We start from the raw sequence: 21,519 nt of genomic DNA, 5'->3' as shown, positions 1-21,519 counted from the left end.
ATGCTTGCTCCCGGACTTATGAAAATACCGAGATCAGTCGTTGGAGCAAAGGCATTTGGGCCGTCAACCGGTCCATCCTGGAAGGCGGCATGGCGATGAAGCGCAAGGGCGACGACTTCGATTGGTCGTAGTAGAAAATCGTGTCGTCGCCGTACTCCAGTTCCCGAGGAGCTGCATCGTTGATCGTGCGCACCGCGAAATACCTCTCCGCCAGCACATTTCCTGCCGAGCCTATCACCCGGAGACGAATTTCGTCGCCGTCGCCAAGAGAGCGAGGTGCCCCACACAGCTCGATTTTGTATTGCTCGCCACCGAACTCTTTCGTTCCCCCGTTAAAAGCTTGAGTATAGTTTTCGCAACCCCCATATGATTCGCGCAACATAAGAGACGGAATCGCCAAGACCAAAACGGCCGAGATCGCGATTAGATTTTTTCTGGTGACCTGCATATTTCGCCCAGACTTAATTATGGCAATGGGAATATATCAGGCTGTTTCGCTGCCGGACGATGCTGGTCAGACGGACGGTGTAGGGTCGTGCGTTCGGCGGGCGCGCCGCGTACATTCCTCCCTTGGCTATTTTTCGGCGACCGTGTCCGCATGCGCGGCCGGGCGCCGCGCCGCGGGCCGCTCGACGCCCGGATAGAACTGCCGCGCCCAGCGCTGAAACACCGGGTACGGTCCGTCACCGGCACCCGGCGTACCGTAGCCCGTGTAGTCGCGATTGTTCCACACCATGATGTCTTCCTTGAAAACGGGCACCAGCCACAGTCGGTGCAGCAACCGGCCGAGCGCGGCGTAGACGATCCGCTGTAACGGGGCGGGCCACTTCGACAGCCACGAAAAGCGGAACGAAATACCGTCCCGGAAGGTCCAGCGTAGCGGCGCGATCTGCACGCCGCACGCGAAGATCTTCGCTTCGAGGCCGATCGCCTTCATTTCATGGTCGGACGACACGCAGCCCAGGCCATGAACGCCAATCAGCGTGCTCCATCTGATGTTCTTCCACGCCATGTCCACCTGCATCGAAATGCGCGGCCCGTCGATTACGGGCGCATGCGGTTTCATGTCCTTCCAGCGATGCAGCGCGCCGAAATGTTCGAGGTCGTAGCCGTTTTCCGGCAGGTTCTGCATCACGCCGCGCAGCGTGAATGCCTGGCCGACCGGCGCCGAGAAGCCGGTCATGTCCACTTCGGGCAACTCCCACGTCGGCGCCAGCCCGTCGGCGTTCTGCCACACGAACACGAAGCCGTTCCATTCGCGCACGTGCCATGTGCGAAGCACCAGTTCCTGGCTACCCTTCATGCAGCGGGCCGTGGTGCGCCGGCCGTCGGGGCCGTACGCGTAGTGATGGAACGGACAGACGATCTGCTCGCCGTCGACGGTGCCCCCGTGGCCGAGATGCGCGCCCTGATGCGGGCAATATGCGTCGACCGCACACGCGACGCCCGAGGCCGTCCGGTACAGCACGACATCGCGCCCCATGAAAGGCGTCGTGAGCACGGCCCCGCGCTTCAGCTCGCGGCTGAAACACAGCGCGAACCATCCGTCCGGATAGGGCAGCGGGGCGGCTTCGTCGACGGGGCTGGCTGCATGCATCGCGCGCTCCTGCGTCGGCATGGCGTTCATCGCGCGAATGCCCGGTCGGCGTGGGCGACGGCCGCCGGCACGGCGCCGTGTTGCCCATGTTGCCCGTCGGGCGCGTCGCCGCGGGCTTCCGGATAGAACTGCGCGGCCCAGCGCCGGAACGTCATGATCGGCATCTCGCCGGCCATCAGCGTCGGGCGCGCGTCGTAGTCGCGGTGGTCCCAGATGCGCAGGTCGCGCTTGAATTGCGGCACGAACCACAACCGGTACGCGGCGCTCACGAGCATCTCGTGCACGACCCGGCGCAGCGGCGACGGCCACGCCGACGCGCGTTCGACGCGCAGCGCAACGAATTCACGGCACGTCCAGCGATCAGGTTCGATCTGCGTCGGGAACAGCACGACGCGCGCGTGCAGCCCGAGGTCCGGCAGTTCCATGCGCGCGGCCATGCAGCCCAGGCCGTGCATCGTGATGTCCAGCAGCAACCGTTGCCCGAGCAGCACGAGCGTCGAGCGCATCGTCATCCGGTGGCCGTCGGCTTGCGGCGGCTCCAGCACGGGATTCGACCACCCGTGCACCGGGCTGAAATGATTGACGTCGACGCCGTTCTCGGCCGGATTCTGCAGGCTGCCGTTCAGCGTGTGGCACGCGCCGCGCGGCCGTGAATACCCGTCGAGGTCGAGTTGGGGCAGCGACCACGACGGCGGTGTGCCCGCCCGGTCCTGCCACGCGAGCACGACGCCGTTCCATTCGCACACGTGGCGCTGCCGCAGCACGACGGCGGGCGGCTTGCCGTCGCGCCCGGCCCGCACGCAAGTGCCGTCCGGCGCGAACGCGAGATGATGGAACGGGCACACGATCTCCTCGCCGCGCACGATGCCGCCGTGCCCGAGATGGGCGCCGAGGTGCGGGCAATGCGGCGCGACCGCGCGAATCAGGCCGGATGCCGTTCGATAGAGCACGACGTCCTCGCCCATGAAGCGCGTGACGACGAGCGCGCCGGATCTGACGTCGCGGCTGTATGCCAGCGCGAACCAGCCGTCCGGGTAGCGAGGTCGCGCCGCGGCGGGGTCGGGCGGGAAATGAATCGATGAATGCATGCGCATGTCTCCGTTCACCAGCGCGAATCGCGACGGTCGCGCACAGCGATTTCGTCGAGTGTCGGGAGCGCCGTCATCGCGATTTCGCCCCCTGTGAAGCGCCCGCCACCGAAATCGTCGCCGTGGTAGCGGGTGCTGAACGCGTGAAACTCCGCATTGCCCGCACTCATGTAGCCGAGCTCCGTCACGTACGCGTGCGCGTCGGCGTCGCCTGCCAGCACGCCTGTCGCTACCGCCTGCTGCGCGTCGATCAGGCGGCGTTCGTTCGCCGTGCAGAGCGCGGCCAACCGGTCGAGCGCCGCCGGAACGTCCAATTCCTCCGCGCGCATCAGGATCCAGACGGCGTTGAAGCGCTCGCGCGCGGACCGTTCCTTGCGAAACGAAAACAGGTCGTTGACGAGGATCACCGAATCGATCGCGGCGTTACGCGCGTCGGCCAGTGCCGCGTATTGCGCGAGGCGCTGCCCCATGTCGACGTCGAGCGCATATTCGGTGAGCAGCGTTATCCAGTGTCCGAAGCCCTCCACCCGGCGAAACGCCAGATAATCGGCGAGCGACAGGCGCGCCGCGTCGGTCGCCGTCGGGTCGGCCTGCGTGCGGATCTGTTCGCGGATGCATTCGACGAGCCGCTGCCGGAACGCCGGACGCGCGTCGAGTACGGTGCGCATCGCGCGCAGCGTGTCGTACAGCAGTTGCGCGGCAGGCGCATCGGCCGGCGGCGGCGTGCCGTCGACCGCGGCGAGGAAATGAGCGTGCAACGCGTCGAGCCCCGCCTGATCGCCGGTGCGCGCGAGATGCGTGAAGGCATCGTCCATCAGCGTCGTGACGTTCATCATGCGATGGATCGCGTACACGCGATCGGGCCGCGCGTTCGGGTAGCACAGGCTGCCGTATGCGGGAATCCGCTGCGCGAGGAAACGGCGAGCCGCCGCCTCGCTGCGATAGTGCCGCAGGATGTACGGGTAGTCGTCGATCGCAAGTTGCTGCTCGATCGCTTGATGCTGAGGGTGCCGGGCGAGCGGCAGCGACAGACGCGGCAGCGGCAGCACCAGCGTGTCCGTCGCGCCCGATGGGGCGGCCGCGGCGGGCGGCGTTCCGGATGCGTGCATGCGGGCCTCCGGGTTACGCGTTGGGTTTGACCGCGACGATGCTGTAGGTCGACACCTTGTTCTTGATCAGCGCGACGGACCAGTTTTCCGCGAGCACGCGCAAGTCTTCCAGCGTGTCCGGCGCGCGGTGCGGAAAATGGCGATCGATGTTGGCCTTGGCATCCATCAGCCAGCGCGCGACGTCGATGTTCGACGGCAGCACGCGCATGTCGCGGATCGCGAACCCGGCGTCGATCAGCACCTGCCTGAAATAGTCGGGCGTCTTGCGATGCTTGCACGCGATCCGGTCGACCTCGTCCGGCGTGTCGGACTGGTATTCGTTCAGATCGACGTTGTACAGATTGTCCGAGATGACGACCGAGCCGCCGCTACGCACACGCGCATGCAGCGCGCGCATCGCCTTTTCGTACAGCGCGTTTGGGAAATGCGAGATCACGCCGCGGATGATCACGAGATCGTACGGCGTCGCGGGATCGGGCAGCCGATCGACGTCCTGTGCGTTGCACTGATACAGGTTGATGCGCCCGGCGAGCCCGTGCTGCGCATGAAGACGTGCGCAGTACTCGAGCTGTTCGCGACTGACGTTGACGCCGTCGAGGCGCATGCAGCCCGGGAAACGGTCGGCGAGATACTTGAGGATGTAGCCCCAGCCGCAGCCGATGTCGAGAATGCGCTCGACGCGCGCGGGAACGGGATCGTCGAAGCCGGCGAGGCCAAGCTGGCGTTCGAAGTAGCGAATGCCCGACTCGTCGAGCGAGATCGGCGGCGTGGAGCGCGGATCGTCGTAGACGCCGAACTGGAACAACAGATATTCGCCGATCGCCTTGCGCCAGTCGTCCGGGCTGCCGGCGTAGGTCGTCTGCACTTTCCGTTCGTAATCGCTCACCGTGTCGCCGTGCAGCACCCGGATCGGCAGGGCGGGCGCCGGATGCGCTGCCCGCATGTCGGCGATCGCCTGTTCGCTGACCTGATTCATCGGAATCCTCGCGTCGTTTATTTTCGTCAAACTGGACAAAAACAACACCCGCCGATCGAGCGGCAGCACACGTATTCACGAAACGCCGGAACGAAAAAAAAGCGCGTGCCGATACGTACGATCGTGCGATTGAATAAAACGATGTAATGCTTTCGTTGAAACGTTATGAAGGTGAAAGATCCGTGCGCATTTATAGAATCCCCGGATAAATGGCGGAAAGGGCGCCGTGACGCGGCATCGCGAGGCAGGCCCGATCATGTGCGGGACGCCTGGCGACGCGGGTTGCACCGGCTGGCCGGTTCGGCTCCGTATGTGACTCGCATTTTCACGATTCGGATACTGCGACCGTGAACCGGAAACGAAGTGTCTTTGTTATATGAGAGGCGATTCGATTTTTCAAGAATCTTCCCGTCTGTTTTAAAAACACGGGAAAACAGGCGCCGATAAAGATATTGAAATCTCAATCGTCAATGACGGTGGGGATTGTTTCGATTCGATGAATCGAAAAAGCAGCCGCGCCGTGAACGAATCGCGCACGCGGCTGCCTCGGCCGGACGAGGCCGTGCGGACACACGGCGTCCGGCTCGACTGAAACGCCGTTCACGCATGAACGGACCGGGCGCGACCTAACTGCGCCTACGGCCGCGCGGCGACCTCGTCCAGATGCCACAGCAGATCGGCCGGATCGTCGTACACGCGCAGCGCGCCCGCCCGCTCCAGTTCGTCGCTGCCGTAGCCGCCCGACAGCAGCCCGACGCCCAGCGCGCGGCAGCGGGCGGCGGCGAGCATGTCCCAGATGCTGTCGCCGACCACCACCGTATGCTCGATCGGCACGTTCAGTTTCGCGGCGGCGGTCAGGAACAGGTCCGGGTCCGGCTTCGCATACTTCACCTGATCGCGCGTGACGACGACGTTCTTCGCCGGATCGACGCCGAGCGCCTCGAGATTGATCGCCGCGGTTTCCATTCGCCCGCTGGTCGCGATCGCCCAGCGAATGCCGGCATTCGACAGCGCGGCGAGCAACTCGCGCGCACCCGGCAGCGGCCGGACCTGCGCGCGCAGCCGCTGGTACGCGGCCGCATGCAGCCGTGCGAGCCGCTCGACGCGCTCCGCGTCGATATCGCCGGCCGTCTCGCGCAGCAGCTGGTTCAGGAACAGGCCGCCGCTCATCCCGATCTTGCGATGGATGCGCCATACCGACAGTTCGATGCCCTCGGCATCGAGCGCTTCCTTCCACGCGAGCACGTGCTGATAGACGCTGTCGACGAGCGTGCCGTCGAGATCGAACAGAAATGACGTTTCAATGCGCATGTAACTCTCCTGGCCTGATGGTGATCGGGCAAATCGTCGGTAAAACCCGATTCGTCACATTATCGGCGCGCGGCCGTGTCACCGCCATGTCCCGCGCCGCACGCGCCGCACGCGGCGCGCCCGGCGGCGGCGTGTCGAACAGCGCTGGTACAATCGCGCCGATGCGCCGGGCGGGCCGCCCGCGCGCGCCCAACCTTCGTCGAATCCCCGTATGGCAACCTCCGACGCCGTCAGTTCCGAGCAATCGTGGTGGGGCGTTCTGGCCCTGGCACTCTCCGCCTTCATCTTCAATACCACCGAATTCGTGCCCGTCGCGCTGTTGAGCGCGATCGGCGACAGCCTGCAGATGCAGCCGACCGCCGTCGGCCTGATGCTGACGATCTACGCGTGGGCCGTCGCGGTCGTGTCGCTGCCGCTGACCTTCGTCACGCGGCACGTCGAGCGCCGCAAGCTATTGAGCGTCGCGCTGCTGGTGTTCGTCGGCAGCCACGTCGTGACCGGCTTCGCGTGGAATTTCACGGTGCTGATGATCGGCCGGCTCGGCATCGCGTGCGCGCATGCGGTGTTCTGGTCGATTTCGATCCCGCTCGCGGTGCGGCTCGCGCCGAGCGACCGCAAGAGCCGCGCGCTCAGCCTGATCGCGATGGGCTCGGCGATCGCGATGGTGGCCGGCATTCCGCTCGGACGCGTGATCGGCGAGGCGTTCGGCTGGCGCATCACGTTCCTGATCATCGCGGGCGCGGCCGGCGTCACGCTGCTGTTGCTGCGCGCCACGTTGCCGTTGCTGCCGAGCCAGGGCGCCGGGTCGCTGAGCAGCATCGGCGTGTTCCTGCGCAAGCCGGCGCTGGTCGCGCTGTACGCGATCACCGTGCTGGTCGTGTCCGCGCACTTCACGTCGTACACGTACATCGAACCGTTCGTGCAGAGCATCAACCATGCGAGCAACAGCCGGATCACGTACGTGCTGATCCTGTTCGGCGTCGCCGGCCTGCCGGCCGCGGTCTGCTTCAATCGCGTCTATCCGCACCGGCCCGACGATTTCCTGCTGGCGTCGATCGTCGCGCTGTCGGGCTGCCTGCTGATCCTGTTCCCGTGCGCGCTGAACATCGTCACGCTGTCCGTGCACACGCTGGTGTGGGGCGGCGCGATCGTCTGTTTCGGGCTGGCGATGCAGGCATGGGTGCTGAAGCTGGCGCCCGAAGCGACCGACCTGGCCGTGTCGATCTACTCCGGGCTGTACAACGTCGGGATCGGCGCCGGCGCGCTGCTCGGCAACCATATCGCGGGCGACTTCGGGCTGCCGTGGATCGGCACCTTCGGCGGCGTGGTCGCGATCTTCGCGGCCGGTGTCGCGTGGGCCGCGTTGCGGCTGCATGAGCGGCGGGCAGTGGCTTAGCACCATCGCCACACCGCACTTCATCCCGCATGGTCAATGCGCCCCGCCGTGCCTGATCCCCGCCGCATCGCGCTGTCGCAGCTTCGCATACAGCGTCGTGCGTGAAATGCCGAGTTGCCGCGCGGCCGCCGACACGTTGCCGTCATGCTCGTCGAGCGCGCGCCGGATCGCGTCGAGCGACTGTTCGCGCAGGCTGGCGTTGGCGTGAGGGCGGCCGGCCGGCGCCGCGTGGCACACGTCCTCCGCGTCGGCAAGCACGTCGGCGTGCCGCGCCGCGGTCGCGCGATCGAGCGGTGCACGCACGGTGCGCACCCATACGTGGCTGCCATCGTCGCGCGCGATCCGCTGCGGCGTGCGCGACGGTGTCAGCAAGCGACGCTGCTGCGCGGGTGTCGCGCCGGGAAACAGTTGCCGGTGACCGACCGGCGCGACCGGCCCTTCGGGCGCGAGATCGAGCATCCGGCGCGCCAGGCGGCTCACCGCGCGCACGCGGCCCGCTTCGTCGAGCGCGATGACGCCGGCGAGCGGCGTGCCGAGCCAGCGCGGATCGAATTGCACCTGCAGCAGATGGCAGTCGCGCAGCATCGCATAGAGCCGCTGCTCGGCCGACAGCGATGCATGCCGGAACGGCTCGTGCAATTGTGCGACGTTGCGCCGGCCGATCCCGGTGATATCGAGCGCGCCGATCACTTCGCCGTCGAAACCGACGAGCGGCACCGCGAGACAGAATACCCGCGAGAACTCGTCGAGATAGTGCTGCGCGCCCGCGACGACGGCTTCGGCGCCGTCGTGAATCACGCAGCTCGGCGCGGTCGTGCCGATGTTCGGCTCGACGATCCGGCGGCCGGCGACGATCGGCGTCAGCAGCGCGTCGTCGCATTGCGGGCTGCGCCGCGCATGCACGATCGTGCCGCGTGGGTTGACGCACATGATCGCCCATTCGCGGCCGCCGAACGCGGCCCACAGCGGCTCGATCTCCTGCGCGACGCAGCGATAGAGCCGCCGGTCGTCGCGGGATTCGTCGCGCTCGCGCTGCATTTCATAGCGGGCGGCTTCCCACGGCCGCAGCCCGGCCGCGCGCGAACGCAGCCACGAGCGCGCGACGCTGGCCGGCAACGCCGTTTCCGGCAGCGGCTCGCCCGCGGCGAAGCGGGCGCGAAGCCGGTCGAGGTCGACCGGCCGTGCAGGGGATTCGGGGGCTGTATTCACGCTGCGCTCCAGTTGGGGTCGAAGGTCGGGGCTGGACGTGCAGGCCCCGTGTCGCGCGAATGCGTAATATAGCCCGGCGCCCCCGGCGCGGTATTTTCGCGGCGGCTACGCGCGGCCCCCGGCGGTCGCGATCTATTGCGCGGTCGACGGCGCATCGCCGCTCAATGCGGCAAACGCAGGATCGGCTTGAGCGTGCTTCCGTTGCTGCTGTCTTCCGCCGCCTGGTTGATCTGGTCGAGCGGATAGAACTTCACCAGCCGGTCGAACGGAAACCGTCCTTGCAGATACAGCTGCACGAGCTGTGGAATGAACGTCTGCGGCACGCTGTCGCCTTCGACGATGCCGCGGATCGTGTGGCCGCCGAGCAGCAGGCTGTTCACGTCGAATTCGCCCTTCGTGCCCAGCTTCGGCGCGCCGACCACGCCCATCGTGCCGCGCGAGCCGAGCGCGTCGATCCCTTGCGACAGCACGGCCGGCAGCCCGGTCGATTCGAGCGCGTAGTCGACGCCGCCGTCGGTGATCTCGCGGATCGCGTCGACGACGTCCACTTCTCGGCTGTTGATCGCATGCGTCGCGCCGAGCTCCAGCGCCAGCGCGAGCCGTGACGGCACGATGTCGACGGCGATGATCGTCGTCGCGCCGGCGATGCGCGCGGCCATCACGGCGCTCATGCCGACCGCGCCCGCGCCGAAGCTCGCGAAGCTGCTGCCCGGGCGCACCGCGAGCGAATTGATTACCGCGCCCGCGCCGGTCTGGATTCCGCAGCCGAGCGGGCCGAGCAGTTCGAGCGGCGCTTCCTTCGGCACCTTGATCGCGTTGTTCTCGCGTGCGAGCGCGTAGCTCGCGAACGACGACTGCGCGAAGAAGTGATCGTGCAGCGGTTGCCCGGCCTCGTCCCGCATGGCCGTCTGGCCGTCCGAGTCGGCGCCGCCGAAATTCAGCGCGAAGAACTGCCGGCAATACGCGCCGTGACCGCCGACGCACGACGCGCAGTGGCCGCACGCGCCGTAGGTCAGCACGACGTGATCGCCGGCCGCGAGCGTCTTCACGTTCGGGCCGACCGCCTCGACCACGCCGGCGCCTTCGTGGCCGAGCACGGCCGGCAGCGGCACCGGATAGTACTGGTCGCGCACGATCAGGTCGGTATGGCACAAGCCGGTCGCGACGACGCGCACGAGCACCTCGTCGCCGCGCGGCGCGCGAATGCGGGCGGATTCAATGGAGAAGGGTGCGCCGGCCGCGCGCGCGACAGCCGCGGTGACGGCGCGTGTATCGCGTTCGGTGTACATGATCGGTCTCCTCGTCAAATCGGATACAGCGGCGCTTCGCCCTTGATCGTCAGCCACTGCCACTGCGTGAATTCCTCCCAGTTTGCCGCACCGCCGATGCTCGAGCCATTGCCCGATGCGCCGACGCCGCCGAACGGGTTGATCGCTTCGTCGTTGACCGTCTGGTCGTTGATGTGCAGCAGCCCGGTGTTCAAGCGCTCGCCGATCCGCAGCGCGCGGCCGACGTCGGCCGACAGGATCGCCATCGACAGCCCGTATTCGGTTTGATTGGCGAGTGCGATCGCGTCCTCGTCGGTATCGAACGGCACGACGATCGCGACCGGCCCGAAGATTTCCTCGTCGAATGCCGGATTGCCCGGCGCGACGCCGCTCAGCACGGTCGGCTCGAAGAACAGGCCGCGATGGCCGCCGCCCGTCTCGACGCGTGCGCCCGCGCGGCGGGCCGCGTCGACCACGTTCGCCGCATGGTCGCGCTGCGCGGCGTTGATCAGCGGGCCCAGGCCGACGTCGCCGGTGGCCGGGTCGCCCACGGGCAGGCTTTGCGCCTTTTCGACGAGCTTCGCGACGAAGCGGTCGTGAATCGCGCGCTGCACGAGCACGCGGCCGGTCGCCATGCAGATCTGGCCTTGATGCAGATACGCGCCCCACGCGGTGTTGGCGACCGCGCGGTCGAGGTCGGCATCGTCGAGCACGATCAGCGAGTTCTTGCCGCCGAGTTCGAGCGATACCTTCTTCAGATGGCGGCCCGCCGCTTCGCCGACCTTGCGCCCGGCCGCGGTGGAACCCGTGAACTGGATCATCGCGACGTGCGGATCGGCGACCAGCGCCGCGCCGGCCGCGCCGTCGCCGGGCAGCACGTGCAGCACGCCTTCGGGCAAGCCGGCGAGCTCGAACACGCGGGCGATCGCGATGCCGCCGCACACGGCGGTGCGCGGATCGGGCTTCAGCACGACCGCGTTGCCGAGCGCGAGCGCCGGCGCGACCGCGCGTATCGCGAGGTACAGTGGAAAATTGAACGGCGAGATCACGCCGACCACGCCGCGCGGGCGGCGGCGCGCGAGCGACAGCCGGCCGGCCGTCGACGGCAGCACCTCACCGGCCGCGCGCGACGGCAGTCCGGCCGCTTCGTGCAGCGCCTTGATCGTGACGGACGTTTCGAACGACGCCTTCGCGCGGGTCGAGCCGCTTTCGCGCACGAGCCAGTCGACGATCGCGTCGAAGTGTGTTTCGGCGACGGTCGCTGCGCGGCGCAGCACCGCCGCGCGCTCGTCGTAGGGTAGGGCGAACCACGCGGGCTGTGCGCGATGTGCGGCGGCCGATGCGTCGGCGATGGCCGCGCTGTCCGCGAGACCGATGCGGCCGAGCGTGTTGCCGGTCGCCGGTTCGATCACGTCGGCCGCGTGCGGGCTCGCGTGCCAGCGTCCGGTGAAGATCCTGCCGCGCCAGATGTCGGCGTCGAAGAGGGCGGGGTTCCTGCTGCTATCCATGTGCGCTCCTGGGGAAATTCGGATCGCCGGATCGGGTGTTGCCTGGCGTCGACCGGCGTGCGCGCGAGGGTAGGCCGGTGTGGGGAAGCGGGGCTATCCGGGTTTCTTCCCACGCGCGGCGCGCGCATGGTTTGGAGAGCGTTCGCGATTCGGTGTACGGAAACTGGACAGTCGGTGGGTGGATTGTTGCGGCGTGCCGGCTGATGACGCGGCAGGTAGAGCGGGTGCGGCGCGACGTGCGTCGTATCTGAAGGCTCGGCGCGCAAAGCGGCGCCAAGGCCCATGCTCGGCTTTTCTCGAGCCAGGCCCCCTCCACCAGCAACAAGGCGCCAGACTTGCGCGTGATCGTCTCAGGCGTCGAGACCGGCGCCGCCTGCCGCCGGAACGCGACGCACACCAACCGCTCCTGCCATTCCGTCAAACTGGACGAATCCGTCCTTCACCTCGCCGATCCACGCCAGTCGCTTCGAAAGGGTCGATGCAGCCGGAGAACGGAATCCGCGTGCTCAAACCAGCATCGATTGTTGGGCGAAGATACCCGCCATCGCGCCCTGCGACGATGCCTGGGTGACCGAGGGCAAGAATGGCGTGGCGAGGTCGCCGGCGGCGTAGATACCGGGCATGCTGGTTTGGCGGCGCGCGTCGACCTCGAGGACGATGCCGGTTGGCGTATCGACCGTGGCGAGGCCCAGCGATTCATGCAGGCTTGCGGACGGCTTGTTGCGCGGCTGGGTGAACAGAATGTCGACCGCGACATGGCGGCGGGTATCGAGATTGACGGTGGTGATATGGCCATTGCGATGGGCGATCTCCACGATCCGGCCATCGACGACAGGGATGTTGCGGCGGGCCAGATCGGCCTGGATATCCGGCGCGATGTCGTGACCATCGGCGAAGACGGTCAATTTGTCGGTCCAGTCGCGGAACAGCCTGACAGACTGGTGCGACTGCGGGCCGGACCAAACGAGCCCCCAATGCTGGCCGGCGGCTTCAAAGCCGTCGCAATAGGGGCAGGGTACGATGGACGTGCCCCAGCTTTCCGCGAAGCCCGGAACATCGGGCATCTGATCGGCGACGCCATAGCTCAGGATCAGGCGGCGCGCCGTCAGGATTTCGTTATCGTCCGTGACGACACGGAAATCGTCGATCGCGCCGGACACGCTCTCCGCCCGGGCGTTGACCAGCGTGATCGTCGGATAGCGCGCCAGTTGCCGTCGCGCCTCGACCAGGATGTCCAGCGGCGGCTTGTGATCGTGGCCGAGCAGGCCATGCGAATGGCCGGCAAAGCGGTTGCGCGGCCGGCCGGTATCCAGCACGGTGACCGCGCGGCGGGCCCGACCGAGCTGCAGGGCGGCGGCGAGGCCGGCAAAGCTGCCGCCGATGATGATGACGTCGTTCATGGTGATGGGCTCCGTGTCGTGGATGAGGGGTGGGCGGGCCTGCTGCGCAATATCGTCCAGCGATACGCGAAGCCGCCCCCCCATTGGCTTGCACATTTCTGATACTGCGTGGTATCGTAATACTCGAATTTGAATACTGTCAAGTACTGGAATTGTCGTGACCGAAAACAACCCGGGCCGCCGCGGCCGGCCGGCCAACGAAGCGCTTCGCCAAACGATAGTCGACGCCGCCTCCGAACTCTTTGTGGAATTGGGTTTTCAAGCGACGACCATGGACAAGGTCGCCCAGCGCGCGAAGATATCCAAGCTCAGCATCTATCGGCACTTCGAGAACAAGGAGGCGCTGTTCAGCGCGGCCATGGTGGCTCGTTGCGATCAATTCGCACCGCAGACCCTTTCCGAAGGCGTCGACGGTTCGGTCGAAGATCAGCTCATGGCGGTGGGATCATCGCTGCTTCGCACGCTGTTGAGCCCGGACGTCCGCAGTGTCGAAGCCATGGTTTTGGCCGACAAGACGAATCAAAGGTCGTTGAGCAAGCTTCATTACGAAGCCGGGCCGGCCCGTGTCATCGCTCAAATCGAGGCGGTGTTGCGTCAGTTGCACGCGAAAGCGATTCTGAACGTGCCCGATGCTCACCGGTCCGCCCGCTTGTTTGCCGCGCTTTTCAAAGGATCCGATCTTCTGCTTGTCGCGCGCTTCGATGAGGCGCGCGCAGAGGACGACGACGAAATCGAGTCCTATTGCCGGTCGGCCGTCGCCATGTTCATTGCCGCGCACGGTGGCATCTAGGCCGCGAACGAAGGTCGCTTTCTGGGCGATAGCGCCCGTCGGCTTCTGACAGACGACGAGGGTCGTTCAAGAACGTCGATATCCGCCTACCCACTTCCTTCCGATCATTCGTAGCAACCGACACCGAAGCTGAAGACCGGGCGACCAGCCCCACCCTTTTTCCCATCAGGAAAACCCTGATCGCCTCGACAGGCCACCGGTTTCAGCGGGCTTTCCGGCTGCCAAAAGCAGTAGCGGTAAGCTTCCGCTCAAACACCACCCCGAACCCGCGCGACCGCGCGCCAGCAAGCCTCCCAGCCAGCATACCTATCCAAAACAGGTATGGCGCACCGCCATATTTCGCGCCGCCAGTGCGGTTTCAATACCTGCTAGGTATCGAAAATCCCGCCTAAAAGTATTGGACGCCCCGTTTCCCCGCCGCGTATAAATCCGTCCCATGAACCACCCCCACGCAGCGCACCCCATGTCCTCAGCGACCATCGAACGCATCGAAACCCGCCTCGTCGATCTGCCGACGATTCGCCCGCACAAGCTGTCGGTGGCCACGATGCACGGCCAGACGCTGATGCTCGTGAAAGTGTTCTGCAGCGACGGCGTGACCGGTATCGGCGAAGGCACGACGATCGCCGGAATGGCCTACGGCCCGGAAAGCCCGGAAGCGATGAAGCTCGCGATCGACGCGTACCTCGCGCCGGCGATCGTCGGCCGTGACGCGACGCGCGTCCAGGCGCTAATGGCGCATGTCGGCAAGCTCGCAAAGGTCAATCACTTCGCGAAGAGCGCGCTCGAAACCGCGCTGCTTGACGCGCACGGCAAGCGTCTCGGCGTGCCGGTCAGCGAACTGCTCGGCGGCCGCCGTCGCGACCGCCTGCCGGTTGCATGGACGCTCGCGTCGGGTGATACGGCCGCCGACATCGCCGAAGCCGAACGCATGCTCGATCTGCGCCGCCACAACGTATTCAAGCTGAAGATCGGCGCGAGAGCACCGGAAACGGATATCCGCCACGTGGCCGAGATCAAGCAGGCGCTCGGCGAGCGCGCCTCGGTGCGCGTCGACGTGAACATGGCGTGGAGCGAAACGCAGGCCGCGCGCGCGATCCCGGCGCTCGCCGATGCGGGCTGCGAACTGGTCGAGCAGCCGGTCGCGTCGGCCGCGGCGCTCGCGCGCCTGATGCGCCGCTTCCCGGTCGCGCTGATGGCCGACGAAATCCTGCAAGGCCCGGACAGCGCATTCGAGATCGCGAAGCATCACGGCGCCGACGTGTTCGCGATCAAGATCGAACAGAGCGGTGGCCTCTTTGCCGCGCAGCGCGTGGCCGCGATCGCGGACGCGGCCGGCATCGAGCTGTACGGCGGCACGATGCTCGAAGGCGCGTTCGGCACGGTGGCGTCCGCGCACCTGTTCGCGAGCGTCGCGAACCTGCAGTGGGGCACCGAACTGTTCGGTCCGCTGTTGATCACCGAGGAAATCCTGACGCAGCCGCTGGATTACAGCGACTTCGAACTGACCGTGCCGGACGGCCCCGGTCTCGGCATCGCGCTCGACGAGGACAAGGTCAGGCGCTTCACCCGCGACGGGCTGACGAAAGTCGTGCGGTAATCGAGTCAGGCAAAGACCGTCATCCCCCAATACACATGGAGACAGCATCATGAGCGTCAAGGTTTTCGACACGAACGAAGTGCAGGATCTGCTGAAGGCCGCATCGAACGCGAGCGGGAGCGGCGGAAACGGCTCGAAGGGCGACGCACGTACGCAGCAGATCGTGCTGCGCCTGCTCGGCGACCTGTTCAAGGCGATCGACGATCTCGACATCACGCCGGACGAAGTGTGGGCCGGCGTGAACTACCTGAACAAGCTCGGTCAGGATGGCGAAGCGGCGCTGCTCGCGGCCGGCCTCGGTCTCGAGAAGTATCTCGACATCCGGATGGATGCCGAGGACGAGGCGATCGGCCTCGACGGCGGCACGCCGCGCACGATCGAGGGGCCGCTGTACGTGGCGGGCGCTCCGGTGCGCGACGGCGTCGCGAAGATCGACCTCGACGCGGACGAAGGCGCGGGCCCGCTCGTGATCCACGGCACGGTGAAGGATCTCGACGGCAAGCCGGTGACTGGCGCGCTGGTCGAATGCTGGCATGCGAATTCGCACGGCTTCTATTCGCACTTCGATCCAACCGGCGCGCAGACCGACTTCAACCTGCGCGGCGCGGTGAGGACGGGCGCGGACGGCAAATACGAATTCCGCACGCTGATGCCGGTCGGCTACGGCTGCCCGCCGCAGGGCGCGACGCAGCAACTGCTGAACCGTCTCGGCCGTCACGGCAACCGTCCCGCGCACGTGCACTTCTTCGTGACGAGCGACGACCACCGCAAGCTCACGACGCAGTTCAACATCGACGGCGATCCGCTGATCTGGGACGACTTCGCGTATGCGACGCGCGAGGAATTGATTCCGCCCGTCACGCAGAAGACCGGCGGCACGGCGCTCGGGCTCAAGGCCGACGCGTACCAGGACATCGAATTCGACTTCGTGCTGACGCCGCTCGTACAGGGCAAGGACAACCAGATCGTCGAACGCCTGCGCGCGTCCGCCACGGCATAACCCGCCGACGGCACGGCGGCGTGCGTGCGCCGACGCTGCCGGCCGGTTCCCCGAGACTCAACCGATACCGATGCGAGCGTGCTTGCAGGACGCGGCACGCGCATGGAAGGAGCCATCATGTCCGTCACGATCGACGCTACGAACGAACTGGATCACCTGCTGGAGACCGCCGTGCAGGATGACAAGGAGGCCGGCATTTTCCGCTGCCGCCGCGACATCTTCACGAACGCGGCGCTGTACGAGCTCGAGATGAAGCATATCTTCGAGGGCAACTGGGTGTATCTGGCGCACGAAAGCCAGATTCCCGACAACAACGATTACTACACGACGTGGATCGGCCGCCAGCCGATCGTCATCACGCGCGACAAGACCGGCGAGCTGCATGCGGTGATCAATGCGTGTGCGCACAAGGGCGCGATGCTGTGCCGCCGCAAGCACGGCAACAAGGGCAGCTTCACGTGCCCGTTCCACGGCTGGACCTTCTCGAACACCGGCAAGCTGCTGAAGGTGAAGGACGAGAAGACGACCGAGTATCCGGTGCAGTTCAACACGCACGGCTCGCACGACCTGAAGAAGGTCGCGCGCTTCGCGAACTATCGCGGCTTCCTGTTCGGCAGCCTCAACGCCGACGTGCTGCCGCTCGAGGACTACCTCGGCGAAGCGCGCGTGATCATCGACCAGATCGTCGATCAGGCGCCGAACGGTCTCGAAGTGCTGCGCGGCAACTCGTCCTACATCTACGAAGGCAACTGGAAGATGCAGATGGAGAACGGCTGCGACGGCTATCACGTCAGCACCGTGCACTGGAACTATGCGGCGACGATGGGCCGCCGCAAGGAAGCGGGCACCAAGGCGGTCGACGCGAACAGCTGGAGCAAGTCGGTCGCGGGCGTGTACGGCTTCGACCACGGCCACATCCTGCTGTGGACCAAGACGATGAACCCGGAAGTGCGGCCCGTGTACCGGCACCGCGACGAGATCCGTGCGCGCGTCGGCGACGTGCAGGCCGATTTCATCGTGAACCAGACGCGCAACCTGTGCGTGTATCCGAACGTGTTCCTGATGGACCAGTTCAGCACGCAGATCCGCGTGGTGCGTCCGCTCGCGGTCGACAAGACCGAAGTCAGCATCTTCTGCTTCGCGCCGAAGGGCGAGAGCGAAGCCGACCGCACGACGCGCATCCGCCAGTACGAGGATTTCTTCAACGTGACCGGCATGGGCACGGCCGACGATCTCGAGGAATTCCGCGCGTGCCAGGCCGGCTATGCGGGCATCACGGCGATGTGGAACGACCTGTCGCGCGGTGCGCCGCTGTGGATCGACGGACCCGACGAGAACGCGAGGAAGATGGGGCTGAACCCGCGCATTTCGGGCGAGCGCAGCGAGGACGAAGGGCTGTTCGTGTGCCAGCACGAACACTGGGTGCACGTGATGCGCGATGCGCTGAAGAAGGAACGCGGGGAGGTGGCGGCATGAGCTTCGATTACCGGACGATTTGCGCGACGCTGTATCGCGAGGCGCGTCTGCTCGACGATCGCGAGTGGGACGCATGGCTGACCTGCTACACGGAGGACGTCACGTACTGGATGCCCGCGTGGGACGACGACGATCGGCCGACCGACGATCCGCAGCGCCAGATTTCGCTGATGTACTACCCGGATCGCGGCGGGCTCGAGGATCGCGTGTTCCGGATCAAGACCGAGCGCAGCGGCGCATCGACGCCCGAACCGCGTACCAGCCACAACGTGACGAACGTCGAGGTGCTGGCCGAACGCGACGGCGAGGTCGACGTGCGCTACAACTTTCATACGCTGAATCACCGCTACCGCGTCACCGACCACTTCTTCGGCACGGTGTTCGTCACGCTGCGGCAGGCGGGCGACGCGCTGCTGATCTCGCACAAGAAGATCGTGCTGAAGAACGACTACATCCGGCAGGTGCTCGACGTCTATCACGTCTGACGCCCGTTGTTTGCCATGAAAGGAAGTGGAGGTGACGCGATGTCCAGCTACAAGATTGCATTGAATTTCGAGGACGGGGTAACCCGCTTCATCGACTGCAAGGCCGGCGAGAAGGTGCTCGATGCGGCTTTCCGCGCGAAGATCAACCTGCCGATGGATTGTTCCGACGGCGTGTGCGGCACCTGCAAGTGCCGCGCCGAAAGCGGCCGCTACGACCTCGGCGACGACTACATCGACGATGCGCTCACCGAGGACGAAAAGGACGGTGGCCTCGTGCTGACGTGCCAGATGGTGCCGCAAAGCGACTGCGTGATCGCGGTGCCGACGTCGTCGGTCGCGTGCAAGACCGGGCAGAGCAGCTTCGCCGCGACGGTCACGAAGGTCGAGCAGCACAACGATGCGGCCGTCGTGCTCGAGCTCGATGTCGGCGCGAGCGCACCGGCGTTCCTGCCGGGCCAGTACGTGAACATCGGTGTGCCGGGCAGCGGCCAGCATCGCTCGTATTCGTTCTCGTCCGCGCCGGGCGATACGAAGGTCGGATTCCTGATCAAGAAGATTCCGGGCGGCGTGATGAGCACGTGGCTCGAATCGGCGAAACCCGGCGACACGCTCGAACTGAACGGGCCGCTCGGCAGCTTCTACCTGCGCGACGTGCAGCGGCCGCTGCTGTTCCTCGCCGGAGGCACGGGCCTCGCGCCGTTCCTGTCGATGCTCGACGTGCTCGCGCGCAGCGGGTCGCGGCAGAAGGTGCACCTCGTCTACGGCGTGACGCGCGATCTCGATCTCGTGCTGGTCGACGCGATCGAGGCGGTTGCGGCGAAGCTGCCGAACTTCAGCTTTGCCACCGTCGTCGCGGACGCCGCGTCGAGCCATCCGCGCAAGGGTTGGGTCACGCAGCACATCCCGGCCGACGCGCTGAACGACGGCGACGTCGACGTCTACCTGTGCGGGCCGCCGCCGATGGTGGATGCGGTGCGCCAGTACTTCGACGAAGCGGGCGTGAAGCCGGCCAGCTTCCACTACGAGAAGTTCACCCCCAACGTCACGGCAAAGGCGGCATGATCATGCAACGATTCTCCGGCAAGGTCGTCGTCGTCACCGGCGCGGCGCAGGGCATCGGCCGCGGCGTCGCGCTGCGCGCGGCGGCCGAGGGCGGCAGGGTGCTGTTCGTCGATCGCGCGGATTTCGTCGCCGAGGTGGCGGCCGAAGCGAGGGGTGGCGACACGGCGGGCTTCGTCGCCGATCTCGAAACGTACGAAGGCGCGCATGCGGCGATTGCGCACGCGGTGCGGACGTTCGGCGGCATCGACATCCTGATCAACGGCGTCGGCGGCGCGATTCGCATGCGGCCGTTCGCCGAGTTCGAGCCCGCGCAGATCGACGCGGAAATCCGCCGTTCGCTGATGCCGACGCTCTATACCTGCCACGCCGTGCTGCCGCACCTGGTCGCGCGTGGCGGCGGCACGATCGTCAACATCTCGTCGAACGCGACGCGCGGGATTCGCCGCGTGCCGTATTCGGCCGCGAAGGGCGGTGTAAACGCGCTGACGTCGGCGCTCGCGATGGAGTACGCGGAACACAACATCCGCGTCGTCGCCACCGCGCCGGGCGGCACCAGCGCACCGCCGCGCCGCGTGCCGCGCAATGCGGCCGGCGACACCGAGCAGGAACAGGCGTGGATGGGGGAAGCGGTGCGGCAGGTGACCGAATCGACGTACTTCAAGCGCTACGGCACGCTCGACGAACAGATCGCGCCGATTCTGTTTCTCGCGTCCGATGAAGCGAGCTATATCACCGGGACGGTGCTGCCGGTGGCGGGCGGCGATACGGGTTGAGCGGCGCGCGCACCGATCCTCACACGAACAATCGGCCGGCGCTGCGAGTCCGGCCACGGAGACACTCATGCAACAACGCGAAGCGATCATCCCGGCCGGCATGGAAGCCGTGTACGAAAAAATCGGCTATGCGCCGGCGGTCAAGGTGGGCGATACGTTGTACGTGTCCGGCCAGATCGGCCGCGACGCGGCGATGCAACTGGTCGAAGGCCGTGAAGCACAGATCGTGCAGGCGTTCGAGAACCTGAAGCGCGTGCTCGAAGCTGGCGGTGCGTCGCTCGACGACGTCGTGGATCTCACGACCTTCCACACCGACATGCGCGACCTGCCGCTGTTCATGCAGGTGCGCGACCGCTACCTCCGCGCGCATCCGAAGCCGGCGTGGACGGCGGTCGGCGCGCACATGCTGGGCGGCGCACCCGGCTCTATCGTCGAGATCAAGGCGGTGGCGGTGTTGCAGCGGTGAGTGTCGGCGTCGCGGCTTGCTTCGCATCGCTTTCGTCCCCGGCGGCCGTCATCGCGAGGCGCCCCGGCGTTCCGGCTGCCGCCCTCAGCCGGCGCGCAAGCGTGCGGCCGATATTGCCGGTTCCGATGATGCCGATTCCCATGGCGGGTGCCTCGTCCACGGACGTTTCGTCGGCTGGCCGCGTCACGCGAGCCGGAATTTTTTCCGCAGGCTCGCATCGACCGGGCCGGCCGGCATGAAGCGCCGCAACCTGCGCAGCAGCGACGCCTCGCCGTTGGGCGTGCGCCGCATCCGCCATGCGCCGAGCGCCGCGTCGACGACGGTGGCGGCCACGCCCTCGGGGTGCGGCGCGGCTTTCACGCTGTCGCCGACGGCGCGCGCCGCGAGCGTGCGCTCGCGGTCGTAATCGGCGATCGGCGCGCTCGCCTGCGGCGCGTTGACGTCCAGGTTGGTCCGCGTAAACGACGGCTCGACCAGCGTCGCGCGAATGCCGAACTGGCGCAGCTCGTGATCGAGCGATTCGGTCAAACCTTCCACCGCATGTTTGGACGCCGAATAAAGCCCCATGTACGGCGCCGGCAGAAAGCCGAGCACCGAGCTGACATTGACGATCCGGCCGCGCCGTTGGGCCCGCATGTGCGGAAGTACCGCACGGGTCGTGCGCAGGATGCCGAATACATTGGTGTCGAACAACGCGTCGGCTTCGTCCACCGACGTCTCCTCCACCGCGCCGATCAGGCTCATGCCCGCATTGTTCACGAGCACGTCGATACGCGCGGCGCGGTCGATGATCGTCCGGATGCCGGATCGAACGGACGCGTCGTCACGCACGTCCATCTCGATCAGCTCGACGCCGGCGACGGGCGCCGTTCGCGCGATGCTGCGCACGGTGCCGAACACGCGGCAGCCCCGTTTGGCGAATCGTTCTGCGGCGACGCGCCCGATGCCCGACGACACGCCGGTCACGACGACAACGGTGGAATTCGACATGGCTGTTTCCTTCGA

20 protein-coding genes are annotated in these 21,519 nt (G+C 66.5%); 9 read left to right on the top strand and 11 right to left on the bottom strand.

The genetic code is table 11. The features are described 5' to 3' along the window. Nucleotides 1–16 precede the first annotated feature (16 nt). From C5F75_RS33500 to C5F75_RS33475, 6 genes are all read right to left on the bottom strand, one after another. The gene (locus C5F75_RS33500) at nt 17–448 is read right to left on the bottom strand and encodes a hypothetical protein (RefSeq protein WP_059575054.1); all 432 of its coding nucleotides are present in this window, start codon (nt 446–448) and stop codon (nt 17–19) included. Between the two features lie 126 nt (nt 449–574). Next, nucleotides 575–1,597, bottom strand: a complete 1,023-nt coding sequence (locus C5F75_RS33495; protein WP_230951135.1) for a Rieske (2Fe-2S) protein — start codon at nt 1,595–1,597, stop codon at nt 575–577. Nucleotides 1,598–1,623: 26 nt separating this feature from the next. Then, nucleotides 1,624–2,685 (bottom strand): Rieske 2Fe-2S domain-containing protein, encoded by a 1,062-nt coding sequence (locus C5F75_RS33490; RefSeq protein ID WP_104013387.1) that lies wholly within the window; start codon nt 2,683–2,685, stop codon nt 1,624–1,626. Nucleotides 2,686–2,699: 14 nt separating this feature from the next. After that, nucleotides 2,700–3,794: a terpene synthase family protein gene (locus C5F75_RS33485; RefSeq protein WP_104013351.1), complete on the bottom strand. Its 1,095-nt coding sequence runs from the start codon at nt 3,792–3,794 to the stop codon at nt 2,700–2,702. 13 nt (nt 3,795–3,807) lie between these two features. Then, on the bottom strand, nt 3,808–4,770 hold the full coding sequence (locus C5F75_RS33480) for an SAM-dependent methyltransferase (protein WP_104013350.1): 963 nt from the start codon (nt 4,768–4,770) through the stop codon (nt 3,808–3,810). A gap of 636 nt (nt 4,771–5,406) precedes the next feature. Continuing rightward, nucleotides 5,407–6,081, bottom strand: a complete 675-nt coding sequence (locus tag C5F75_RS33475) for an HAD family hydrolase (RefSeq protein ID WP_027785977.1) — start codon at nt 6,079–6,081, stop codon at nt 5,407–5,409. Nucleotides 6,082–6,292: 211 nt separating this feature from the next. Between C5F75_RS33475 and C5F75_RS33470 the strand changes: the two genes are divergently transcribed. After that, nucleotides 6,293–7,477: a sugar transporter gene (locus C5F75_RS33470; RefSeq protein WP_104013349.1), complete on the top strand. Its 1,185-nt coding sequence runs from the start codon at nt 6,293–6,295 to the stop codon at nt 7,475–7,477. Between the two features lie 33 nt (nt 7,478–7,510). Here C5F75_RS33470 and C5F75_RS33465 read toward each other — a convergent pair whose 3' ends face one another. The 4 genes from C5F75_RS33465 to C5F75_RS33450 all read right to left on the bottom strand — a co-directional run bounded on the left by C5F75_RS33465 (nt 7,511) and on the right by C5F75_RS33450 (nt 12,862). Next, nucleotides 7,511–8,686, bottom strand: coding sequence for a helix-turn-helix domain-containing protein (locus tag C5F75_RS33465; RefSeq protein ID WP_258048626.1), 1,176 nt, complete (start codon nt 8,684–8,686; stop codon nt 7,511–7,513). Nucleotides 8,687–8,847: 161 nt separating this feature from the next. Then, nucleotides 8,848–9,975, bottom strand: coding sequence for an NAD(P)-dependent alcohol dehydrogenase (locus C5F75_RS33460; RefSeq protein WP_104013347.1), 1,128 nt, complete (start codon nt 9,973–9,975; stop codon nt 8,848–8,850). A 14-nt stretch (nt 9,976–9,989) separates the two neighbouring features. Beyond that, complete coding sequence (locus tag C5F75_RS33455; protein ID WP_104013346.1) at nt 9,990–11,462, bottom strand: benzaldehyde dehydrogenase; 1,473 nt, start codon at nt 11,460–11,462, stop codon at nt 9,990–9,992. 506 nt (nt 11,463–11,968) lie between these two features. Further along, nucleotides 11,969–12,862, bottom strand: a complete 894-nt coding sequence (locus C5F75_RS33450; RefSeq protein WP_104013345.1) for an NAD(P)/FAD-dependent oxidoreductase — start codon at nt 12,860–12,862, stop codon at nt 11,969–11,971. A 157-nt stretch (nt 12,863–13,019) separates the two neighbouring features. On the opposite strand from C5F75_RS33450, the gene C5F75_RS33445 reads away from it, so the two are divergent. The 8 genes from C5F75_RS33445 (at nt 13,020) to C5F75_RS33410 (ending at nt 20,514) form a co-directional block, all read left to right on the top strand. Next, nucleotides 13,020–13,652 carry a TetR/AcrR family transcriptional regulator gene (locus tag C5F75_RS33445; protein WP_059575062.1) on the top strand — a complete coding sequence of 211 codons (633 nt, stop codon included), beginning with the start codon at nt 13,020–13,022 and terminating at the stop codon, nt 13,650–13,652. Between the two features lie 463 nt (nt 13,653–14,115). Continuing rightward, nucleotides 14,116–15,252, top strand: a complete 1,137-nt coding sequence (locus tag C5F75_RS33440; protein WP_059575063.1) for a muconate/chloromuconate family cycloisomerase — start codon at nt 14,116–14,118, stop codon at nt 15,250–15,252. Nucleotides 15,253–15,301: 49 nt separating this feature from the next. After that, entirely contained in the window at nt 15,302–16,252 is a 951-nt protein-coding gene (catA, locus tag C5F75_RS33435; protein WP_059575065.1) for a catechol 1,2-dioxygenase, read from the top strand. A gap of 117 nt (nt 16,253–16,369) precedes the next feature. After that, a complete protein-coding gene (locus C5F75_RS33430) occupies nt 16,370–17,728 on the top strand; it encodes a Rieske 2Fe-2S domain-containing protein (protein WP_060011141.1) in 1,359 nt (452 codons plus the stop codon). Next, the gene (benB, locus tag C5F75_RS33425) at nt 17,725–18,213 is read left to right on the top strand and encodes a benzoate 1,2-dioxygenase small subunit (RefSeq protein ID WP_059637266.1); all 489 of its coding nucleotides are present in this window, start codon (nt 17,725–17,727) and stop codon (nt 18,211–18,213) included. Before C5F75_RS33430 ends, benB begins: the two co-directional genes overlap by 4 nt. A 39-nt stretch (nt 18,214–18,252) precedes the next feature. Then, nucleotides 18,253–19,275 (top strand): benzoate 1,2-dioxygenase electron transfer component BenC, encoded by a 1,023-nt coding sequence (gene benC, locus C5F75_RS33420; RefSeq protein ID WP_104013344.1) that lies wholly within the window; start codon nt 18,253–18,255, stop codon nt 19,273–19,275. Beyond that, complete coding sequence (gene benD, locus C5F75_RS33415) at nt 19,272–20,048, top strand: benzoate diol dehydrogenase BenD (protein WP_104013343.1); 777 nt, start codon at nt 19,272–19,274, stop codon at nt 20,046–20,048. Before benC ends, benD begins: the two co-directional genes overlap by 4 nt. A gap of 67 nt (nt 20,049–20,115) precedes the next feature. Then, nucleotides 20,116–20,514, top strand: coding sequence for a RidA family protein (locus tag C5F75_RS33410; RefSeq protein WP_104013342.1), 399 nt, complete (start codon nt 20,116–20,118; stop codon nt 20,512–20,514). A 183-nt stretch (nt 20,515–20,697) separates the two neighbouring features. Here the strand turns inward: C5F75_RS33410 and C5F75_RS33405 are convergent, their stop codons facing one another. Beyond that, complete coding sequence (locus C5F75_RS33405) at nt 20,698–21,504, bottom strand: oxidoreductase (RefSeq protein WP_104013341.1); 807 nt, start codon at nt 21,502–21,504, stop codon at nt 20,698–20,700. Nucleotides 21,505–21,519: the final 15 nt, after the last annotated feature.

The organism is Burkholderia anthinoferrum (assembly GCF_002925705.1).
Lineage (GTDB): Bacteria > Pseudomonadota > Gammaproteobacteria > Burkholderiales > Burkholderiaceae > Burkholderia > Burkholderia semiarida.
The sequence above is the reverse complement of the archived record's forward strand: the minus strand, read 5'-3'. Positions and strand labels throughout refer to the sequence as shown.

Excerpts from the sequence above, each read along its gene's own strand:
- C5F75_RS33500 (WP_059575054.1), bottom strand. The coding sequence starts at position 448 with ATGCAGGTCACCAGAAAAAATCTAATCGCGATCTCGGCCGTTTTGGTC.
- C5F75_RS33495 (WP_230951135.1), bottom strand. The coding sequence starts at position 1,597 with ATGCATGCAGCCAGCCCCGTCGACGAAGCCGCCCCGCTGCCCTATCCG.
- C5F75_RS33490 (WP_104013387.1), bottom strand. The coding sequence starts at position 2,685 with ATGCATTCATCGATTCATTTCCCGCCCGACCCCGCCGCGGCGCGACCT.
- C5F75_RS33485 (WP_104013351.1), bottom strand. The coding sequence starts at position 3,794 with ATGCACGCATCCGGAACGCCGCCCGCCGCGGCCGCCCCATCGGGCGCG.
- C5F75_RS33480 (WP_104013350.1), bottom strand. The coding sequence starts at position 4,770 with ATGAATCAGGTCAGCGAACAGGCGATCGCCGACATGCGGGCAGCGCAT.
- C5F75_RS33475 (WP_027785977.1), bottom strand. The coding sequence starts at position 6,081 with ATGCGCATTGAAACGTCATTTCTGTTCGATCTCGACGGCACGCTCGTC.
- C5F75_RS33470 (WP_104013349.1), top strand. The coding sequence starts at position 6,293 with ATGGCAACCTCCGACGCCGTCAGTTCCGAGCAATCGTGGTGGGGCGTT.
- C5F75_RS33460 (WP_104013347.1), bottom strand. The coding sequence starts at position 9,975 with ATGTACACCGAACGCGATACACGCGCCGTCACCGCGGCTGTCGCGCGC.
- C5F75_RS33455 (WP_104013346.1), bottom strand. The coding sequence starts at position 11,462 with ATGGATAGCAGCAGGAACCCCGCCCTCTTCGACGCCGACATCTGGCGC.
- C5F75_RS33450 (WP_104013345.1), bottom strand. The coding sequence starts at position 12,862 with ATGAACGACGTCATCATCATCGGCGGCAGCTTTGCCGGCCTCGCCGCC.
- C5F75_RS33440 (WP_059575063.1), top strand. The coding sequence starts at position 14,116 with ATGTCCTCAGCGACCATCGAACGCATCGAAACCCGCCTCGTCGATCTG.
- catA (WP_059575065.1), top strand. The coding sequence starts at position 15,302 with ATGAGCGTCAAGGTTTTCGACACGAACGAAGTGCAGGATCTGCTGAAG.
- C5F75_RS33430 (WP_060011141.1), top strand. The coding sequence starts at position 16,370 with ATGTCCGTCACGATCGACGCTACGAACGAACTGGATCACCTGCTGGAG.
- benB (WP_059637266.1), top strand. The coding sequence starts at position 17,725 with ATGAGCTTCGATTACCGGACGATTTGCGCGACGCTGTATCGCGAGGCG.
- benC (WP_104013344.1), top strand. The coding sequence starts at position 18,253 with ATGTCCAGCTACAAGATTGCATTGAATTTCGAGGACGGGGTAACCCGC.
- benD (WP_104013343.1), top strand. The coding sequence starts at position 19,272 with ATGATCATGCAACGATTCTCCGGCAAGGTCGTCGTCGTCACCGGCGCG.
- C5F75_RS33410 (WP_104013342.1), top strand. The coding sequence starts at position 20,116 with ATGCAACAACGCGAAGCGATCATCCCGGCCGGCATGGAAGCCGTGTAC.
- C5F75_RS33405 (WP_104013341.1), bottom strand. The coding sequence starts at position 21,504 with ATGTCGAATTCCACCGTTGTCGTCGTGACCGGCGTGTCGTCGGGCATC.